This is a genomic window from Kribbella soli (assembly GCF_004331345.1).
Lineage (GTDB): Bacteria > Actinomycetota > Actinomycetes > Propionibacteriales > Kribbellaceae > Kribbella > Kribbella soli.
On sequence record NZ_SJJZ01000001.1, the window covers coordinates 2,050,264 to 2,066,824 of the forward strand.

Consider the following 16,561-nt stretch of genomic DNA (forward strand, 5'->3'; position numbering starts at 1 on the left):
GATGAAGAAGCCGCTTCGGTGTCGGCTCCACCTGCACACGTGGACGACCGAGCACAACGAGGAAGGTCAGCGCTACCAGCTCTGTCGCGGCTGCGGGACGACTCGCGACAAGCTCACGCTGAACGATCACGGGTTCGGGGGCTAGTGATCCGCGCAGCACTTCTGTTGGTGCTGGAGTTCGAAGGGGATGAGGAGGTTGCCTGCGGACGGCTGGACCTGGAGGATCAGGCGTCCGTAGCGGCGGAGGGGGCGAAGGAAGTCGAGGGTGTCGATCAAGGTGTCGTCCTCGATCGGGATGCCGCCGATCGCTTCCAGGTGGTCGATACCGCAGCGGACGCGGAGTTCGGCGGCGGGCAGTACGCCGTGCGCCTGCTCGTGACCGGGCCAGCGGACCACGCGTCCCGCCGTACCCAGCGCTGCCTCGACCGCCGCGACGTACGCGCCGCGGACCAGGCGGCTCGGCCCGGCCAGCTCCGGCTCGGACGCGCCGGGTCGCGTGACCGCGAGCCCGACGTTGCGGTCGGCAACCATCGCGCGGATCGGCTCCGCGAGGTCCGCCGTACTCGTCAGTGAGACCGCGACATGCGGACGGTCGTCGCCCGACACCATGTGGGTGAGGGCGACGACCGGCTGGTCGACAGCATCGACGAGCGCGTAGACCAGGTGATCTGCCGCGGCCGTGTCCAAGCTGTCGGCATCGACCGCGACGATCACTTCGGCAGCACCCAGATCGGGTTGGTGTAGAACCACAGGTCGACCCACGGATCCGCGTCGCCGACCACGTCGAGCTTGGGACCGGCCGGGTCGACCGCCGCACCCAGGTACCCGGGCTGGCTCCGGTTCCCGTCGGTGCCGCGGACCCGCACGTACTGCGCTTCCTCGGCGCGACCGAGCGGGTACACGAGCTCGAACGTGCCGCGCTTGCCCGCGGTGTCCCACTGCTTGACGACCTTGGTGTTCGGCGCGGTCATCGTGTCCTTGTCGCCGACCGGTCCGGTGACCGAGCCCCGGATCACGTCGACCCGGTTGAGCGCCGGCACGAAGTTCGCCCAGTTCGGCACGGTCTGCGTGGTGATCCGTACGACGAGTTCGATCGCGCGGCCGTTCTGCACGATCAACGCGCCGCCGAGCGGTTCGCCGTACCGCTTGCCCACCTCGCGGACCTCGACCTCGACGCCCTTCACCAACGCGCCGTGGTCGACCCAGACGCGGCCGTGGCGCAAGCCCTCCATCACCGCGAGGTAGTCGCGGCGGTCGGCGCCGACATGGGTGCGGCTGTAGAAGCCCGGCCAGAAGTCGCTCGCGGTGGAGTTGACGGTGTTGCCGTAGACCGGGTCCATGTACCGACCGTCGCGGTCGAACTGCTCCTGGCTGGAGCCGTCGGGGCGGCGGGAGGTCTCGTTCCAGTTCACGTGCGAGTCGGAGTTCGCGGTGATCCACCACGGCTTGCCCTCGGCGAGCAGGCTGTCCCAGAGGCCGCCGACGGTCGCGGTCATCCAGTCGAAGCCGCCCCACGTGCGGTAGCTCTCGGCCGGGTAGCCGGGGAACGAGTTCGGGTTCGGGGCGTTGCCGTAGATACCGCGGGCATTGCCGGCGCCGATGCCCTTCGGGAGGCCGCCGGCCTGGTGACCGGGCGCGCCTTCGAAGCCGATCGCGATCCGTGGGTCGGCGTCGCGCCAGTTGCGGATCTCGTGCGGGCTGTCGATACCGTTGCGGGCCGGGTGGTTGGCGAGGAACAGTGCGTCCGCAACCCGGCGCTTGTCGACCTGCTGACCGAGCCACTGGATGCCGGACACCGCCAGCGCCTCGTTGGCCGGCGAGTTCGCGCTCGCGTTGTTCACGCTGCCGTCGTAGCCGTTCTCGAACTGCTTCAGTACGTCGACCTCGCGGCTGCCCGGCGCGACGAACACCGTGCCGTGCTCGGCCGCCGGAATGTTCCACTCCAGGCCCTGGAAGATCAGTGTGTCGCGCAGTTCGGCGCGGGCCGCCTTGATCTGCGGGTTGACCAGGTCGACACCGATCCGCGCATGCGTCGCGCCGCCGTGGTCCGTGATGACGAGCCAGTCCAGCCCGTACGCCGTGGCGTGGCGAGCCTGGTCGATGACGCGGTACATGCCGTCGGAGCTCAACTGCGTGTGGATGTGGTGATCGCCGGCCAGCCACACGTTCGGCCGGTTGCCGTGCCGGAAGATCCACCCGTCCTTGGGCGCCGTCGCCGCCGCGAACTGCGCACCCGTCACGGCGAGCGCCGCCGTACCCCCGAGAATCCCGGCCGACCGCAACAACCCCCGCCGCGAAACCTCCGCCGGCGACAGGTCACTGTCCGGCACCGACTCGTCCAACGCAGCTAGGGTCCCCTGATCGAGCTCAGCATTCGGATGATGGTGCCGATGCCCGTGACTGTGCCCGTGCTCATGATCATGCGAGTGCCCGTGACCGTGTGAGTGCCCCATCGACAGTCCTCTCCTGACGGAATCGCCGAGATCATCGCCTCCCCCCATGACCAAGAGATGTGCGCCGGATGAACAGAACCCAGGCCAGGCCATGGACAACGGAGAGTGACGAGGCTTGAATGGCGGGCGGGGGGGAATCATGAATGGAGCACCGTATACACGCACGCATTGTCACCGGCGGAACGATCGTGGTAACGCCACCTTGGCGGCTCTCGGGGGAGTGGCCGTCGGGATCATCCTGGTCCTGCTGGCCTGGCTTGTCGTGTTGATGACGAAGGACGACCCGGCGACACGGGCAGCGAGCACACCGCCGTCGACGCCGACCGCAGCAGCTCAGGCACCTGCCGTCTCGGCACCCTCGCCGACCGTGCCGAAGACCACCGCGCCGCCGCCGGTCAAGCGGACGTCGAGCTCGGCGCTCGGGGATGTGCGGTCGTTGCCGGCCGGGCTGTTCTGTCGCGATCTGAAGGCGAAGGGCTACAGCTACGTCGCGGCGGCGGACTACTGGCGGTTGCACGGGCAGCCGAATCAAATGGATGCCGACCGCAACGGAATTCCGTGCGAGACCGTGTATCCCCGCAGTGACGTCGCGGCGTACTGGAACGGGCGCGAGATCAGCGGCGTCGTGTTCTGGTCGGCGGGGCTGTACTGCCGGGACCTCGTCGCGCGAGGTGCCTCGTACTCCGAGGCCGTTCGGTACTGGTGGTACTACGGGATGCCGGACCGGATGGATGCGGACAAGAACGGCATACCGTGCGAAACCGTGTACTCAGCCGCGACCGTTAGCGCATTCTGGTACCTGTGACGCGACGTGCTTGGGTTGCTTTTCTGCTGGCAGTGGTGATCGTCGGCGGCGGCGGGTGGTTCGGATTGTCGGCGGCCGGCGTCTTCGACCGGGTGCAACCCGCCCCCGTAGCAAGTCCGCCGCGATCTACACCACCACAGTCGACAACGCCGGTGCCACAGCCGAGTGTGCGGACCCAGTCCAGTACGCCGGTGCAGTCGAGGACGTCGGTGGTGACAAGTAGTCCGTCGCAGGCTGTCGTCGTACGTCGGTATGTATTTCCCGTTGGCGGGTGCCGGGCGGATGCTTCGCAGAGTCACCATGACTACCCGGCGTCGGACATCTTCGCGCATGTCGGCTGTCTGTTCGTCGCGCCGGTTGACGGGCGGGTCGACGAGGTGACGCGGGTCGACTCGTGGGATTCGAAGACCAATCGAGGCGCTGACCGCGGTGGGCTGTCGGTTTCGGTGGTGGGGGCGGATGGCGTTCGGTACTACGGCTCCCACCTGTCGGCGATCCAACCCGGGATCTCACCAGGTGTGCAGGTGCGGGCGGGGCAATCTCTGGGACGGACCGGGAAGACAGGGAGCGCCCAAGGGACACCACCACACCTCCACTTCGGAATCAGTTGGCCGACAGGACCCAACACGTGGTGGATCCGGCGCGGGGCGGTCGCACCGCAGCAGTTCCTGAACAGCTGGCACCACGGCGGTCAACTGTCCCCCGTGGCGCTGGTCGCAGCGAGCCATCGGGCGTACGGCGCGGAGCACGGCTGCCGCTCATACTGCTGACCTCAGCGAGCGCGGCCCTCCCGGAGGGCGGCGATCGACTTCTCGATGCGGCGGGTGCGGGTGGCCTCGGTTTTGGCGGAGGTCACTTGGAGGGTGTGCCACTGGCGGTTGCTGTAGCTCAGGGTGTCCCAGAATGCTTTGGCCTCCGGGTCCGCGGCCAGGGCGGTTGCCAGCGGTTCGGGGATCTCGAGTTCGCGTGGAGCTGTGTCGAGTTCGACGTCGACCTCGAGTACATCGCCGGGCGTGACGCCGGCCTCGGTACGGCGGTCCGCGCTGAACCCGAGCAGGTACCGTCCGCCCATCCGCGCGATCGACGTACGGAACGTGTACCCGTTGACCGTGACGCTCACCTTCGGCCGGCCGCCGCCACCGAGCGACTCCACGACCGTGTCGGGCACCTCGAAGCCGGCGGTGTTCTTGCCGGTGGACAGCAGTTCCGCGGTGAACTTCATCTGTTCATCATGCGAGCCGAGCAGGTCATGTCGAGAGCCGGTCAGCAGTTCCGACGTACCGGGGTCAGTGTCAGGTGGAAGGGGAGATCGTGATTCTCAACAGCATGTTGCTCGGTAGTGCGGACGCGGAGCGGTTGAAGGCCTGGTACCGCGACGGGTTCCGGGCGAAGGTCGACGGGTACGGGAACCTGGACCTCGGCGGGTTCGGTCTGGTGATCGAGCAGCGCGACGACGTCGCCGCCAAGAACGCCGAACCGGGGCGGCACATCGTGAACTTCGCCGTCGACGACATCGAGGCGGCGGCCGCGCACCTGCGGACGCTCGACGTCGACTGGCTGGTGGACCCGGAAGATCGCGGGATCGGCTGGTTCGCGACGCTGATCGACCCGGACGGTAATTACGTGCAGCTCATCCAGATGAAACCGGAGTACTACGCGCAGAAGTGAAAAACGTTCGCACCGGACCTTGGGGGATCCGGTGCGAACGGGTTTTGTTTTGTCAGGCGCATTTACAGGGGAGAAAATGGCGGCAAGCGAGGGGCAGAACGCCCGCACTCGCTTGCCGCCGCGTGCCCTTGGAAGAGCACTGCACCGGTTCCTTCGGTTGGTCGAGGTGAGGCGACTCGACCTGGCGACGTTCCGCGTGGGTTGTCTGGTGAGGTACGGAACGCGAAAGGTACCGGAGGTTTTCTCAGCGGGGCGCTACGTCCCACATGCGCTCGCCGGGCAGGGGGTCGGGGAGCTTGTCGACGTTGGGCATCGGGTCGTTGGTGACCCGAAGACCGGCGAATCGACGGCTCATGGCGTCTGCGTACCGCTCGGCCAACGCCGGCTCGGCGTTGTAGTCGGCGATCACGTGCTCACCGAACCAGACACGCACGCGACGACGCGAAATGGTCTGGGTGGCGGTGGCGGTTGTCACTGGTCCTCCTGGCTGATACTTCGAGGGTGGACGGCCTGGAAAACGCGGGCGAGCGCGGTGTCGGTGCGCCGTGTTGTGTTCACCGTCACGTCACTTCCAACGGAGGACGCAGAGCCGAGGTCACGCCCGGATTCGGATTTTCTGGCCGGTCGCCAAAACTTTTTCGGACCCGCCAGGATCCAATTCTTTCGCCAGTTTGTTCGATTACTCGAACGGGCCGCGCACGGAGACGCCGCCGTCCAGCACGAGCTGCTGTCCGGTGATGTACGACGCCGCGTCGGAGGCCAGGCAGACGACTGCCCGGGCCACCTCGTCGGAGCGCCCGAACCGGCCGACCGGGATCTCCTCCACGACTCCGGCGTCGACTACCCCGTTGGCGACGGCGGTCGCGATCGCCCCGGCCGCGGCGACATTCATCCGGATCCCGTCCCGCGCGTACTCGGCGGCGACGGTGCGGGCCAGGCTGAGCAGGCCCGCCTTCATCACGCCGTACGCCGCCTGTTCGGGCGCGGCCATGAACCCGGTGACGGATCCGACGCTGACGATCGCGCCGCCGGTGCCCTGGTCGAGGAAGACGCGGAGCGCGGCGCGCACCGCGCGGGCGACGTACCGGAGGTTGACCTCGTAGATCGTGTCCCAGTCCTCGTCGGCCATCTCGTGCAGCTTCACCGCCGGCACGAACGCGACCTGCCCGCCGACGACGGTGACGAGTACGTCGAGTCCGCCGAGTTTCTCGACCGCGCCCGCGACCATCGCCTCGATATCGGCCGCCGAGCGGACGTCACCGGAGATCGGGTACGCCGTACCGCCGGCTGCTCGGACCGCGTCGGCGGCTTCTGCGGCGCGCTGCGGATCGAGGTCCGCGACCATCACCGCGGCCCCTTCGTTGCCGAAGGCTCCGGTCGTCGCCCGACCGATCCCGCCACCGCCGCCACCGATCACCAGCACTCGTTTCTGCATGGGCGGAGCGTAGATCACCGATGTCATGAGATTCACAGGGATTCCTCAGGAAAGACACGCCGAAGCTGTCGGAACGGCTCCGTACGCTGGGAGACGTGACCATCGAAGACGCTGGTATCAGGCCGCTCACCAACGGATCCACGGAGAGGGGATCCGAGGACAAGCCGGTCGTGGCGAATGCCCTCGTGGTGCCCGAGCGGGTCATCGGCGGCGTCGTACCGTCACCCGTTCGGCCTGGTCCGACGGGTATCGCTGCTGTCCAGACCGAGCACCTGATCAGTGACGTCGGCGACGCGCTCCGGCTGCTCGACGCGGTGGAACGCGTGCGCGGTCATGCGCACCCGCTGATCCTGGGTCTGCAGGAAGCGATCGGGATCAAGATGCCGGCCGCACTCGTGCTGAGCGCGATCGCGAACGGGCGCACCTCGGCGGACGAGGTCGCGAAGCAGGTCGGTATCACGACCGGCGAGGCGGAGCTGGCGATCGCCGACCTGGAAGCGCTCGGCATGGTCCGGACCACCCCCGACCTGACCGTCACGTCGCTGGGTCAGGCCCGCCTCTCCCAGCTCGACGGCCTCACCGTCCGGGTCCTCGACGTCATCACCGGCATCCTCGGCCCGACCGACGCCGCCCACCTGGTCCGCCTCCTGCACACCGTCGCCGACGGCCTCGAATCCGCCTCGGTAGCCGCCGCCGTAAACCCCACCCTCCCCCAGATCCTCCACAACTAGCCCGCACATTCCTGCCGGACCTCCCGCCCGCCCGAATGCGAGGGGATATCCCCTCGGGTTGGGGGTTCTCCCCTGGTATGCGAGGGGAGAACCCTGCACGCCAGGGGATATCCCGTCTTCTAGTGGTAGTTGCGGCGGTGGGGGCTAGGGAGGCGTGCTGGGGACTGGAGATAGGAAATACCAGGTCCCGAGCCTCCAGTACCTGTCTCACGTCCCCGGAATGGGGAAGCCGCCACCACATATCGGACGGTGGAGGCGGATGGTCGTCGGGGGTGTCGAGGATTGGGTGGTGGTGTCGACGTAGCTGGTGTCGAGTGAATGGAGGCATCAGATGCTGAAGGACAGCAAGGCGTTCAGTGGGTTTTCGGTGGATGATCTGCCGCGGGCGAAGGAGTTCTACGGCGAGACGCTGGGGATCGACGTCGGGGAAGAGAACGGGCTGTTGCGCCTGCGGACGGGTGGTGGGAACACGGTTCTCGTCTACCCGAAGGACAATCACGTGCCGGCGGAGTACACCACGCTCAACTTCCCGGTCGTCGATATCGAGGCGACGGTGCGGGAGCTGGTCGCGCGGGGCGTCGTGTTCGAGAGATACATCGACGAGCAGGACGAGCTCGGGATCAACCGCGGTGAGGGTCCGTTGATTGCCTGGTTCAAGGATCCGGCGGGGAACGTGCTGTCGATCATTCAGGAGTGAGGGATCGGGTCGTCGTACTGACCTAGGCGGCCCATGTAGCGAGTGCCGTTGATGTAGGGCCAGGCGTAGGCGGTGCAGCCGTGCAGGCCGAGGGTCTGCTGTTGCATGACCGGTGCCGGCTGGCCGGGGCCGGGGCACAGTTCGTGGCCGCGGCCGAGCCGGTGGCCGGTCTCGTGGTTGACCATGTACTGCCGGTACGTCGTCAGCGGCGCGCTGTAGTTCCGTACGCCGTGGGCCCATCGCGCCACGTTCAGCACGACCCGGTTCCCGATCCGGCAACTCGTGTACCGGTCCGGCGCGCCGCAGAGCAGGTCCCGCGTCGCGGGCGTGACCAGCATCAACGTGAAGTCGGGGCTCGTCCCCGGCCCGACCTGCTGGAACCGCCACAGCCCGTGCGACGCCCACCCCTGGATCCCGCCGTACGTCGCCCGCACGAACCGCGCGAACCCGCCGCGGTCGACGCCGGTGATCCCGCCCTCGATCGCGATCTGGAACCGCATCAGCTTCCCCGCCCGCCCGATCACCGCGGGATCACCCGGCAGTACGGCGTACGACCGCGTCCCCGCCACCGGGTACGAGATCACCTCCGGAGGCCGCTGCGAAGCCACTGACCGTGCCGGCTTCTGCACAGGCTGCGCCGACCGCGCCGACCGCGCCGACCGCGCCGGCTGGTCGGACTGGACCGACGCCGGTACGACGCCACGCCCCGGGTACCCGTGCCGGCCGAACGAGCCGGCAGGCAGCAGTACCCCGCCCGCGACCACCACGGCGATCGCGACGACAACGGTCCAGCGGCGCATCCGGTGAGCTCCTCCCAGCACGCCCGGGCGGGCGTGTCCTCACTCCCTTCTTGCCACTGTGCCCCGAAACCCTTCTCCGTCCACGGGTGGAGACCGAATTTCCACCTGCCGTTTTCTGACACACCCGTGTTAGTTTCGATCGAAGAAGCACACCTGTATCAAATAAGGAGCCTTCGATGAGACGCTGGACCGCAGGCATCGCAACCCTGCTGACCGCCGTAACCCCCGCGCTCACCGCCGCAGCACCCGCGACCGGTGTCGGGCGTACGGCGCCGGCGCCGCGGCTGACCGCCGATGTGAACCGCGACGGACTGCTGACCCCTGCCGACGACGCGGCCAAGTCGACCTGGACCGACGCCCGCGGCGCGATCTTCCTGCCCAACCTGGACGACGACGAACACCGCTGCACCGTCGACCCAGCGGATCTCGACGCACCCGGCCGCGCCGTCGACGACAAACTCGCCGCCTGCAACGATGCCGCCGACGACCACATCAACGGCCGCCGCGACACCGCCGACCTGGCACCACTCACAATCGATGCCCAACGCAACCTTTCGAACAACGCAACCGGCGCCGTCACGATCTCGCCGGCAGACAAGGCCCGCGTCTTCACCAACGGCCGCCCGATCAGCACACTGACCGCGCAAGACCTGCAACACGGCCTCAGGCTGCAACTCGAGGGCCGCGACATCGTCCGCAACCCCAAGCAGTGGGACGGCCAGATCACCGTGACCGTGTCGGTCACCGACCGCGGCCGCACCGGCACCGACGCAGTCCGGTTGCGAGTCGCCCCGCTCATGTTGCAGAACGATCTCCAGCGCGCACAGACCGTCCTGGCTGGTCAGCCCGCCGAGGGACAAGGCTGGTGGGGCGGCACCCCGCCGTACCAGGACGGCGTACCCGGCGAGTGGAAGCGATTCGCCGACACGTTGCGCAAGGCAACCAAGGTCCAGTTCGTGAAAGGTACGCCGAACGGCTGGAAGGACATGTGGTTGCAGGACACCTTCGAGCCCGCGACCGCGAGCATGCCGGCCGTCGGCGGCCCGCACACGATGCGCATCCTGATCCGCTCCGGCAACGTCTGGGAAGTCCCCGGCGCCGACACACCGCGCCCGGCCGGCCGGCTGCTGTACCGCGACCTGCGCGGACCCGACATCGGCATCGTGCAGCAGCTCGCCGACAAGGCCTCCCCCGGCCTCGACGACCTGCTGAACATGGGCGGCAACCTCGAGTCACTCCCGCCGTACGGCGGATATCCGCACGGACGGATCGTGTACGGGTCGGGCGAACGGCATCCCGATCCCGGGTTCATCACGATGGTGACGAGCCAGGGCTACCAGCCGCCGGTCGTGATCGACACGTCCTGGCTGATGGTCGGGCACGCGGACGAGACGACGCACGTGGTCCGCGCGAACAACGCCCGCGGCTGGACGCTGGCGGTCGCGGACCCTCGACTCGCCGCTCAACTGCTGCGCGACGTGCAACGCCAAGGCGGGGGCGGTCAACGACTGTTCGCGGACACCAACGCGAAGAACAAGCCGACGGTCGACGAACTGCTCAGCACCGGGCTCACCGACAACGAGGCCGCGGCCGAACACATCGACGACCAACTGAAGATCCTGCTGAAGGCCACCGGTCTCGACGAAGACGAACTGGTCCGGCTGCCGGTGTTCTTCACAAAAGTGCCCGGCTACGGATTGCTCAAGGCAATGACTCCGGGCCTGGTGAACGGGCTCTCGATCACCGATCGCCAGTTCGCGGCACCCGATCCGCACGGACCGCGGCTGCACGGCCGGGACGTCTTCCGGCAGGCGACCGAGCGTGCCCTCGCGCGCAACGGCGTACGCGTGCACTGGGTCGAGGACTTCTTCTGGGCACACCTCGGCGGCGGCGAGGTGCACTGCGCAACCAACGCGCTCCGCGACACGAGCAGTGCTAGGCCCTGGTGGTCCGGAAACGCAGGGTCGGGTACTTCGCCTCGATGAACCCGAGCCCACGGTAGAGCTCGATGCCGTAGTCGGTCGCGTGCAGTTCGACCTGACCGACGCCGGTCTCGTCCCGGAACCAGTCCATCAACGCGGCCACACAGGCCCGCGCGAGACCGCGCCGCCGGAATTCCGGTTCGGTGCTGACGTTGAACAGGTGGCCGCGAAGAGTGGTCAGGTCGTTCGGGCCTGGCGCGTGCACGTACACGTTGCCGGCCGCGGCCGCCACCACGCCGGCGCTCGGGTCGTCGACGACGTACGCCGCGAACGTGTCCGGGGAGGCCAACTGTCCGGTGAACCACTCGAGCGCGGTCGCCCGCCACGGGGCATCCGGTCCGCCGACGTCGGCGCCCATCGCGGCGAGCATCAACCCGCGTAAACGGACCAGCGACTCCGCGTCGTCAGGTTTGGCCCGTCGTACCTGAATGTCGGTCACTTGGTCGATCATGCCAACTTTTTGCCGACTCGGTGAATCGTAGGAGTCATGGCCCCGAGCAGAGCGACGCGCGGTACCCGGGCACGTCGGTCCAGCCCCCGGCGACGGTCCGCCTTCGCCGCGCTGACGATCGCCGTCCTCGGCGTGCTGCTCCCCGGTACGGCGTACCTCGTCGCCCGCCGGACCAAGCTCGGTTCGACGCTGATCGTGCTGAGCCTCGCGCTGTACGGCGGCGCGGCGTACGTCGGGCTGCGGAAGCGGGACGCGGTGATCTCGTGGGCGCTGAACCCGTCGGTGCTGAACTGGATGATCATCGGCCTGGCCGCGGTCGCACTCGTGTGGGTCGTCGTCCTGGTCACGTCGTACAAGATGCTGAGGCCGCTGACCGTCGGACCGGGATCCCGGATGCTCGGGGCGCTGGTGATCGGCGTGCTCTGTTTCGCGATGACGGTGAGTACGGCGACCGGCGCGCAGACGTTGATGGCCCAACGGAACCTGGTGACGAAGGTCTTCGGGGGTGATGAGTCGAAGAGCCAGACGCGGCCGACGATCACCCCGAAGAAGGACATCTGGCAGCAGTTGCCGCGGCTGAACATCCTGCTGCTCGGCGCGGACGACGGCGAGGGCCGCGGCGGGACGCGGACCGACACCGTGATGGTCGCGAGCATCGACACCAAGACCGGCAACACCTCGCTGATCTCGCTGACCCGGAACTTCATGCGGATGCCGTTCCCGGAGGACTCGCCGCTGCACAAGATCTACCCGACCGGGTTCTGGGATCCGAACGACCCGAAGGAGCAGCCGGAGTTCTACCTGGACGCCATGTACCGCAACATCCCGAGGCTGCATCCAGGCATCCTCGGCCCCTCGGACAACGAGGGCGCGGACATCCTCAAGGTGTCCGTCGGCGAGGCGCTGGGGCTGCAGATCCACTACTACGTGCAGATCAACCTGGCCGGGTTCGCGCAGCTGGTCGAGGCGCTCGGCGGGATCACGGTGAACATCAACTACCCGGTCCCGGTCGGCGGCAACGACGACAAGAAGATCCCGCCGAGCCGGTACCTCGAGCCGGGTCCGAACCGGCAGCTGAACGGCACCGACGCGCTGTGGTTCGCGCGCGGCCGGTACAAGGTCCCGACCGCGGACCTCGCCCGCCAGGCCCGGCAGCGCTGCACGATCAAGGCGATCGTCGAGCGCGCCACCCCGCAGAACGTGCTGACGAACTACGACGCGATCGCGAAGGCCGGCGAGCAGCTGATCCGCACCGACATCCCGCGGAACCAGCTGGGCGCGTTCGCCGCGCTGGGAGCGCGGGTGAAGACGGCGAAGATCACCAACGTCGACCTCGACAAGAAGAAGAACTTCCCGACCGGCAAGAACCCGAACTACGCCGGGATGCGCGAGATCGTGGCGCAGGCCCTCAACCCGGTCCGCCGTACGACGACCGCGCCGCGCAAGACCACCACGGTGCCGCCGTCCACCGCGGCCCAGCCCAAGACCACCACCAAGCCCGCCGCGGACGACCTGACGTCCGCCTGCGCCTACAACCCGGGCATGCCCGGTTAGGTCCGTCAGGCGTAGCGGACGCCGAGGCCGCCGTCGACGAGGAAGACCCTAGTCGGAGCCTCAGGACGCTACGGGCTGCTCTCGCGGTCCGGTCAGGATGCAGAACTCGTTGCCGTCCGGGTCGGCCATCGGGATCGCGGCCGCGCCCTCCTGGCCGCTCTCGAGCCGGGTCGCGCCGAGCGCGATCAGCCGCTCGACCTCGGCGTCGACGTCACCGTCGGCCGGCACGGTGAGGTCCCAGTGCAGCCGGTTCTTCGGTGCCTTCGGGCTGACCGGCCCCCCGCCCCACGCGACCTTCGGTCCGCCGGACGGCGCCTGGATCGCGGTCTCCTCGTCCTGGTCCCAGACCAGCGGCCAGTCGAGCGCCTTGCTCCAGAAGTACCCGACCGCCCGGGTGCCGTCCTGGGCCAGCTCCCCGAGGAACGCGGTGTCCGCGAGGAACTTGTTCCCCGCCTCGATCACACAGAACTCGTTGCCTTCCGGATCCGCGAGGACGATATGTCCTTCCTCCGGCTTCTGCCCGACCTCGAGGTGCCGGCCGCCGAGCTCGAGCGCCCTCGCCACCGTCTCCTGCTGCTGCTCAGGCGTTTGGCTGGTCAGGTGGAGGTGGGTCTGATTCGGGCGATCCTTCTCGACGTCACTGTGCAAGAACCGCAGCCGGAAACTGGTGTCGGCGTCGGGCAGCAACTCGTTGCCGTCGGCATGCTTCCAGCCGAGCACGCCGGCCCAGAACCGCGCCAGCCCAGCGGGATCCTTCGCGTCGAGCGACAGCGCATAGAGGTTGATGCTCATCGGATCTCCCAATCGGCCGGGGCTGCCACGGTATGGCGGGGCGGAGCGGCACCGCAAAGCAATTAGCGCACAGACGCTGCGGCGATCCGCGCGTGGCGATCGGCCTGATCCCGGGACATCGGCTGCCTGAGCAGGATCACCTGGTGATAGAGCGGCGCGGTCGCGGTGAGCAGGACCTGATGGGCATCGGTGTCGCTCGGGATCTCGCCGCGGGCAACAGCCCGGCTGACGACCAGGGCGGTGCGCGCGTAGCGGTCCTCCCAGAAGCGGGTGAGCGCGTCGGCGGCATCCGTCGTACGGAAGGAGGCTGCGATCATCGCCTGGGTGATGGACGGCCGAGTGGTGAGGGCGGCGTGGATCTCGCGGTTGACGGCGATCAGATCTCCTTCGAGCGAACCGGTGTCGGCCGGCTCCCACGAGTCGTCGGCGCCGGCTTCGAGCAGGTCGACCAGCAGGCCGGCCACCGTCTTCCAGCGCCGGTACAGCGTCGTCCGGTGTACGCCTGAACGCGCGGCGACCGCACCGATCGTGAGCCCGTCGTACCCGTGCTCGGCCAGCTCGGACTCGACCGCCGCGAGCACGTCCGACCGCACCCGGGCCGTCCGTCCTCCCGGCCTACTTGCGCGATCCCCAGCGATCATGGCATCATCCTAACGCAACGTCCGTCGCATTTAGGGAGTAGCCAGTGATCTTCTGACCCGCCGTTCGCCAACCACGAACCCGCGAGAGGTCAGGAGGATCCTCATGTCTACCCAGCTGTCCCTGCACGACGTCACCAAGTCCTACGATCACCGCCTGGTGCTCGACCAGGTCACCTGTGCCTTCCCGCCCGGGCAGGTCAGCGGCCTGATCGGCGAGAACGGTTCCGGCAAGTCGACGCTGCTGCGAATCCTGGCCGGTCTCGAGCAGGCCACGGACGGAACGGTGAGCGCCACCGGGAGCATCGGCTTCCTCGCGCAGGACAACCCGTTGCCGCTCGAGCTCGACGTACAGGCGCTGGCCGATCATGCGCTCGCCGACCTGCGCCGGATCGAGGCGCGGATGCGTTCGCTGGAAGGCTTGCTTGCCGACGGACACACCGACGTCCTGGACGAGTACGGCGAACTCCAGACGGTGTTCGAGATCCGCGAGGGGTACGACGCAGACGCCCGGTTCGCCCGCGCGACGTACGGCCTCGGGCTGTCCACGCTGCCCGGTGATCGGCGGTTGTCGGAACTGTCCGGAGGCGAGTTGGCGCGGTTGCACCTGGCCGCCGTACTCGCGTCGTCGCCGGAGGTCCTGCTGCTCGACGAGCCGACGAACCACCTGGACGTGTCGGCCGCCACCTGGCTGGAGGACCACCTGCGATCCCGGCGCGGTACGACGGTTGTCGTCTCGCACGACCGCGCGTTCCTGGAGCGAGTCGCCTCGACGCTGTTCGAGGTCGACGGCGACACGCACCGGGTCACGCGGTACGGCAACGGCTTCCAGGGCTACCTGCACGAGAAGGCGGCCGAGCGGGCGCGTCTCGAGCAGGCCCGGCAGCAGTGGGAGGACGACGTCGCGGAGATGCGCGTGACCGTCCGGACCACCGCCGACCGGGTCGCGTACGGGCGACCGATGAAGGACAACAACAAGCCCGCGTACGACCGGGCAACGGGTCGCGTCAACGAGGCGGAACGGAGCAAGATCCGCAACGCCAAGGAGCGCCTGCGCCGCCTGGAGGAAGACCCGCCGCCGGTCCCGGCGAAGCCGCTCCGGTTCAAGGCGTCGATCCGCACGACCGGCGCTCCGGCCGGGCTGGATGCGGTCAGCGTCGCGGTCGCGGACCGGCTCCTGCCGACGTCGCTCGACGTACCCGCTGGTGGTCGCGTGCTGATCACCGGACCGAACGGCGCCGGCAAGTCGACCCTCCTCGACGTCCTCGCCGGTGCGCTCCCGCCGGACTCCGGGTACGTCGATCGCCACGGACGGATCGGCTACCTGCAGCAGGAGGTGGCCGAGGCGCGACCGGACGAAACGTTGCGCGAGGCACTCGCACGGCATCCCGGCGCGGCCGCCCTGGGACTGTTCCGTCAGGACCAGTTGCAGACCCGAATCGGGGCGTTGTCGACCGGGCAACGCCGACGGCTCGCGTTGGCGCGAGTACTGACCACGCCGTACGACGTACTGCTGCTGGACGAGCCGACGAACCACCTGTCCCTCGTGCTGGTGGAGGAACTGGAGGCGGCGCTCGACCTGTACGCCGGCGCACTCGTCGTGGTCAGCCACGACCGCCGCTTCGTCTCCCGCTGGCGCGGCACCATCGTCGATCTTGAGGAGAACACCTATGTCAGTCAGTGAGTTCACGGTCGATGGCGCGCCGTACGGCGTTGTCGCGGCAGGCGGTGAGGTGTGGACGACGCTCGTCCACACCGGCCGCGTCGCGACCGTCTCGGGTCGCGTGTTCGACCTCGACGCACCCGAGTCCCGCCCGAGCGTGATCGTCGACGGTCCCGACGACGCCGTCTGGTTCACCCGCAACGGCGACGACCGGATCGGCCGGATCGGGTACGACGGTGCGGTGTCGGCGATCGAGCTCGCGGGCACGCCGTACGGACTGTGCGTCGGTCCCGACGGTGCCTTGTGGTGCACGTTGATGAGCATCGACGCGATCGGGCGGATCACGGCGGACGGCGACGTGTCGACGTACCCGATCGGTACGACGGGTGCGTTCCCCGGGATGATCACGACGTACGCGGGGGATCTGTGGTTCACGCTCAACCAGGCCAACGCGATCGGCCGGATGACTACCGGTGGCGAGGTCACGATGTATCCCCTGCCGACGCCCGCCGCGGGTCCGGTCGGCATCAGCGCGGGACCGGACGGCGTCTGGTTCACCGAACTGATGGCGAGCCAGGCGGGCCGGATCGGCGTCGACGGGTCGGTCTCCGAGTTCGTACTTCCGGCCGACTCGAAGCCGCACGCCGCGGCGGCAACACCTGATGGTGGTTGCTGGCTCACCCTGTGGGCGGCGGCCGAGCTGGTCCACATCGATGCCAAGGGCAACATCACCGAACAGGTCGCGTTCGGAGATGGGGCCGAACCACACGGCCTGTACGCCGATACGTCGGTGTGGGTCGCGCTGGAGAAGGGTTCCGTGGCTCACATCCAACCGGGCGGGTGAGGAGGTTCACTCGGTGGAGGGAGGACGCGGTGCACCGCGGAGGTGGAC

19 protein-coding genes are annotated in these 16,561 nt (G+C 68.4%); 10 read left to right on the forward strand and 9 right to left on the reverse strand.

Going from position 1 to position 16,561, the window contains the following annotated elements; genetic code table 11:
• Window position 1 precedes the first annotated feature (1 nt).
• Window positions 2-145, forward strand: a complete 144-nt coding sequence (locus tag E0H45_RS42405; protein ID WP_165546401.1) for a hypothetical protein — start codon at window positions 2-4, stop codon at window positions 143-145.
• Here E0H45_RS42405 and E0H45_RS10255 read toward each other — a convergent pair.
• A complete protein-coding gene (locus tag E0H45_RS10255) occupies window positions 142-714 on the reverse strand; it encodes a hypothetical protein (RefSeq protein ID WP_131336429.1) in 573 nt (190 codons plus the stop codon). The two genes, E0H45_RS42405 and E0H45_RS10255, sit on opposite strands and share 4 nt — an antisense overlap.
• Entirely contained in the window at window positions 711-2,453 is a 1,743-nt protein-coding gene (locus E0H45_RS10260) for a PHP domain-containing protein (protein ID WP_131336431.1), read from the reverse strand. Before E0H45_RS10260 ends, E0H45_RS10255 begins: the two co-directional genes overlap by 4 nt.
• Window positions 2,454-2,655: 202 nt before the next feature.
• On the opposite strand from E0H45_RS10260, the gene E0H45_RS10265 reads away from it, so the two are divergent.
• Both E0H45_RS10265 and E0H45_RS43840 read left to right on the forward strand, forming a co-directional pair.
• Window positions 2,656-3,258, forward strand: a complete 603-nt coding sequence (locus tag E0H45_RS10265; protein WP_131336433.1) for an excalibur calcium-binding domain-containing protein — start codon at window positions 2,656-2,658, stop codon at window positions 3,256-3,258.
• Between the two features lie 212 nt (window positions 3,259-3,470).
• Complete coding sequence (locus tag E0H45_RS43840) at window positions 3,471-4,028, forward strand: M23 family metallopeptidase (protein WP_420323331.1); 558 nt, start codon at window positions 3,471-3,473, stop codon at window positions 4,026-4,028.
• Between the two features lie 2 nt (window positions 4,029-4,030).
• On the opposite strand, the gene E0H45_RS10275 is transcribed toward E0H45_RS43840, so the two are convergent.
• Window positions 4,031-4,480, reverse strand: coding sequence for a YdeI/OmpD-associated family protein (locus E0H45_RS10275; protein ID WP_131336435.1), 450 nt, complete (start codon window positions 4,478-4,480; stop codon window positions 4,031-4,033).
• An 89-nt stretch (window positions 4,481-4,569) separates the two neighbouring features.
• Here E0H45_RS10275 and E0H45_RS10280 point away from each other — a divergent pair, with 89 nt between their 5' ends.
• Complete coding sequence (locus tag E0H45_RS10280; RefSeq protein WP_238154890.1) at window positions 4,570-4,926, forward strand: VOC family protein; 357 nt, start codon at window positions 4,570-4,572, stop codon at window positions 4,924-4,926.
• A 244-nt stretch (window positions 4,927-5,170) separates the two neighbouring features.
• On the opposite strand, the gene E0H45_RS10285 is transcribed toward E0H45_RS10280, so the two are convergent.
• Both E0H45_RS10285 and E0H45_RS10290 read right to left on the reverse strand, forming a co-directional pair.
• Complete coding sequence (locus E0H45_RS10285) at window positions 5,171-5,401, reverse strand: hypothetical protein (protein WP_130386345.1); 231 nt, start codon at window positions 5,399-5,401, stop codon at window positions 5,171-5,173.
• Between the two features lie 204 nt (window positions 5,402-5,605).
• The gene (locus tag E0H45_RS10290; RefSeq protein WP_131336439.1) at window positions 5,606-6,361 is read right to left on the reverse strand and encodes an SDR family NAD(P)-dependent oxidoreductase; all 756 of its coding nucleotides are present in this window, start codon (window positions 6,359-6,361) and stop codon (window positions 5,606-5,608) included.
• 95 nt (window positions 6,362-6,456) lie between these two features.
• On the opposite strand from E0H45_RS10290, the gene E0H45_RS10295 reads away from it, so the two are divergent.
• Together E0H45_RS10295 and E0H45_RS10300 are read left to right on the forward strand one after the other, a co-directional pair.
• Window positions 6,457-7,092, forward strand: coding sequence for a MarR family transcriptional regulator (locus E0H45_RS10295; RefSeq protein ID WP_238154891.1), 636 nt, complete (start codon window positions 6,457-6,459; stop codon window positions 7,090-7,092).
• A 331-nt stretch (window positions 7,093-7,423) separates the two neighbouring features.
• The gene (locus E0H45_RS10300; protein WP_131336441.1) at window positions 7,424-7,789 is read left to right on the forward strand and encodes a VOC family protein; all 366 of its coding nucleotides are present in this window, start codon (window positions 7,424-7,426) and stop codon (window positions 7,787-7,789) included.
• Here E0H45_RS10300 and E0H45_RS10305 read toward each other — a convergent pair.
• A complete protein-coding gene (locus E0H45_RS10305) occupies window positions 7,780-8,589 on the reverse strand; it encodes a DUF3152 domain-containing protein (protein WP_131336443.1) in 810 nt (269 codons plus the stop codon). The two genes, E0H45_RS10300 and E0H45_RS10305, sit on opposite strands and share 10 nt — an antisense overlap.
• Before the next feature lie 176 nt (window positions 8,590-8,765).
• On the opposite strand from E0H45_RS10305, the gene E0H45_RS10310 reads away from it, so the two are divergent.
• Entirely contained in the window at window positions 8,766-10,574 is a 1,809-nt protein-coding gene (locus E0H45_RS10310; RefSeq protein ID WP_131336445.1) for a protein-arginine deiminase family protein, read from the forward strand.
• Here E0H45_RS10310 and E0H45_RS10315 read toward each other — a convergent pair.
• Window positions 10,525-11,010 carry a GNAT family N-acetyltransferase gene (locus E0H45_RS10315; RefSeq protein WP_238154892.1) on the reverse strand — a complete coding sequence of 162 codons (486 nt, stop codon included), beginning with the start codon at window positions 11,008-11,010 and terminating at the stop codon, window positions 10,525-10,527. The two genes, E0H45_RS10310 and E0H45_RS10315, sit on opposite strands and share 50 nt — an antisense overlap.
• Before the next feature lie 48 nt (window positions 11,011-11,058).
• Between E0H45_RS10315 and E0H45_RS10320 the strand changes: the two genes are divergently transcribed.
• Window positions 11,059-12,576 carry an LCP family protein gene (locus tag E0H45_RS10320; protein WP_131336449.1) on the forward strand — a complete coding sequence of 506 codons (1,518 nt, stop codon included), beginning with the start codon at window positions 11,059-11,061 and terminating at the stop codon, window positions 12,574-12,576.
• Between the two features lie 60 nt (window positions 12,577-12,636).
• On the opposite strand, the gene E0H45_RS10325 is transcribed toward E0H45_RS10320, so the two are convergent.
• Both E0H45_RS10325 and E0H45_RS10330 read right to left on the reverse strand, forming a co-directional pair.
• Window positions 12,637-13,368 carry a VOC family protein gene (locus E0H45_RS10325; protein ID WP_131336451.1) on the reverse strand — a complete coding sequence of 244 codons (732 nt, stop codon included), beginning with the start codon at window positions 13,366-13,368 and terminating at the stop codon, window positions 12,637-12,639.
• 62 nt (window positions 13,369-13,430) lie between these two features.
• Window positions 13,431-14,009: a TetR/AcrR family transcriptional regulator gene (locus tag E0H45_RS10330; RefSeq protein WP_131336453.1), complete on the reverse strand. Its 579-nt coding sequence runs from the start codon at window positions 14,007-14,009 to the stop codon at window positions 13,431-13,433.
• Window positions 14,010-14,112: 103 nt separating this feature from the next.
• Here E0H45_RS10330 and E0H45_RS10335 point away from each other — a divergent pair, with 103 nt between their 5' ends.
• Together E0H45_RS10335 and E0H45_RS10340 are read left to right on the forward strand one after the other, a co-directional pair.
• On the forward strand, window positions 14,113-15,690 hold the full coding sequence (locus tag E0H45_RS10335; protein WP_131336455.1) for an ABC-F family ATP-binding cassette domain-containing protein: 1,578 nt from the start codon (window positions 14,113-14,115) through the stop codon (window positions 15,688-15,690).
• Window positions 15,677-16,513 (forward strand): Vgb family protein, encoded by an 837-nt coding sequence (locus E0H45_RS10340; RefSeq protein ID WP_131336457.1) that lies wholly within the window; start codon window positions 15,677-15,679, stop codon window positions 16,511-16,513. The genes E0H45_RS10335 and E0H45_RS10340 overlap by 14 nt, the downstream gene beginning before the upstream one ends.
• The last annotated feature ends 48 nt before the right edge of the window (window positions 16,514-16,561 follow it).

Bases quoted from the DNA above. Each gene is read 5' to 3' on its own strand.
- E0H45_RS10290 (WP_131336439.1), bottom strand. From the start codon at position 6,361: ATGCAGAAACGAGTGCTGGTGATCGGTGGCGGCGGTGGCGGGATCGGT.
- E0H45_RS10275 (WP_131336435.1), bottom strand. From the start codon at position 4,480: ATGAAGTTCACCGCGGAACTGCTGTCCACCGGCAAGAACACCGCCGGC.
- E0H45_RS42405 (WP_165546401.1), top strand. From the start codon at position 2: ATGAAGAAGCCGCTTCGGTGTCGGCTCCACCTGCACACGTGGACGACC.
- E0H45_RS10335 (WP_131336455.1), top strand. From the start codon at position 14,113: ATGTCTACCCAGCTGTCCCTGCACGACGTCACCAAGTCCTACGATCAC.
- E0H45_RS10320 (WP_131336449.1), top strand. From the start codon at position 11,059: ATGGCCCCGAGCAGAGCGACGCGCGGTACCCGGGCACGTCGGTCCAGC.
- E0H45_RS10300 (WP_131336441.1), top strand. From the start codon at position 7,424: ATGCTGAAGGACAGCAAGGCGTTCAGTGGGTTTTCGGTGGATGATCTG.
- E0H45_RS10325 (WP_131336451.1), bottom strand. From the start codon at position 13,368: ATGAGCATCAACCTCTATGCGCTGTCGCTCGACGCGAAGGATCCCGCT.
- E0H45_RS10340 (WP_131336457.1), top strand. From the start codon at position 15,677: ATGTCAGTCAGTGAGTTCACGGTCGATGGCGCGCCGTACGGCGTTGTC.
- E0H45_RS10310 (WP_131336445.1), top strand. From the start codon at position 8,766: ATGAGACGCTGGACCGCAGGCATCGCAACCCTGCTGACCGCCGTAACC.
- E0H45_RS10305 (WP_131336443.1), bottom strand. From the start codon at position 8,589: ATGCGCCGCTGGACCGTTGTCGTCGCGATCGCCGTGGTGGTCGCGGGC.
- E0H45_RS10330 (WP_131336453.1), bottom strand. From the start codon at position 14,009: ATGATCGCTGGGGATCGCGCAAGTAGGCCGGGAGGACGGACGGCCCGG.
- E0H45_RS10260 (WP_131336431.1), bottom strand. From the start codon at position 2,453: ATGGGGCACTCACACGGTCACGGGCACTCGCATGATCATGAGCACGGG.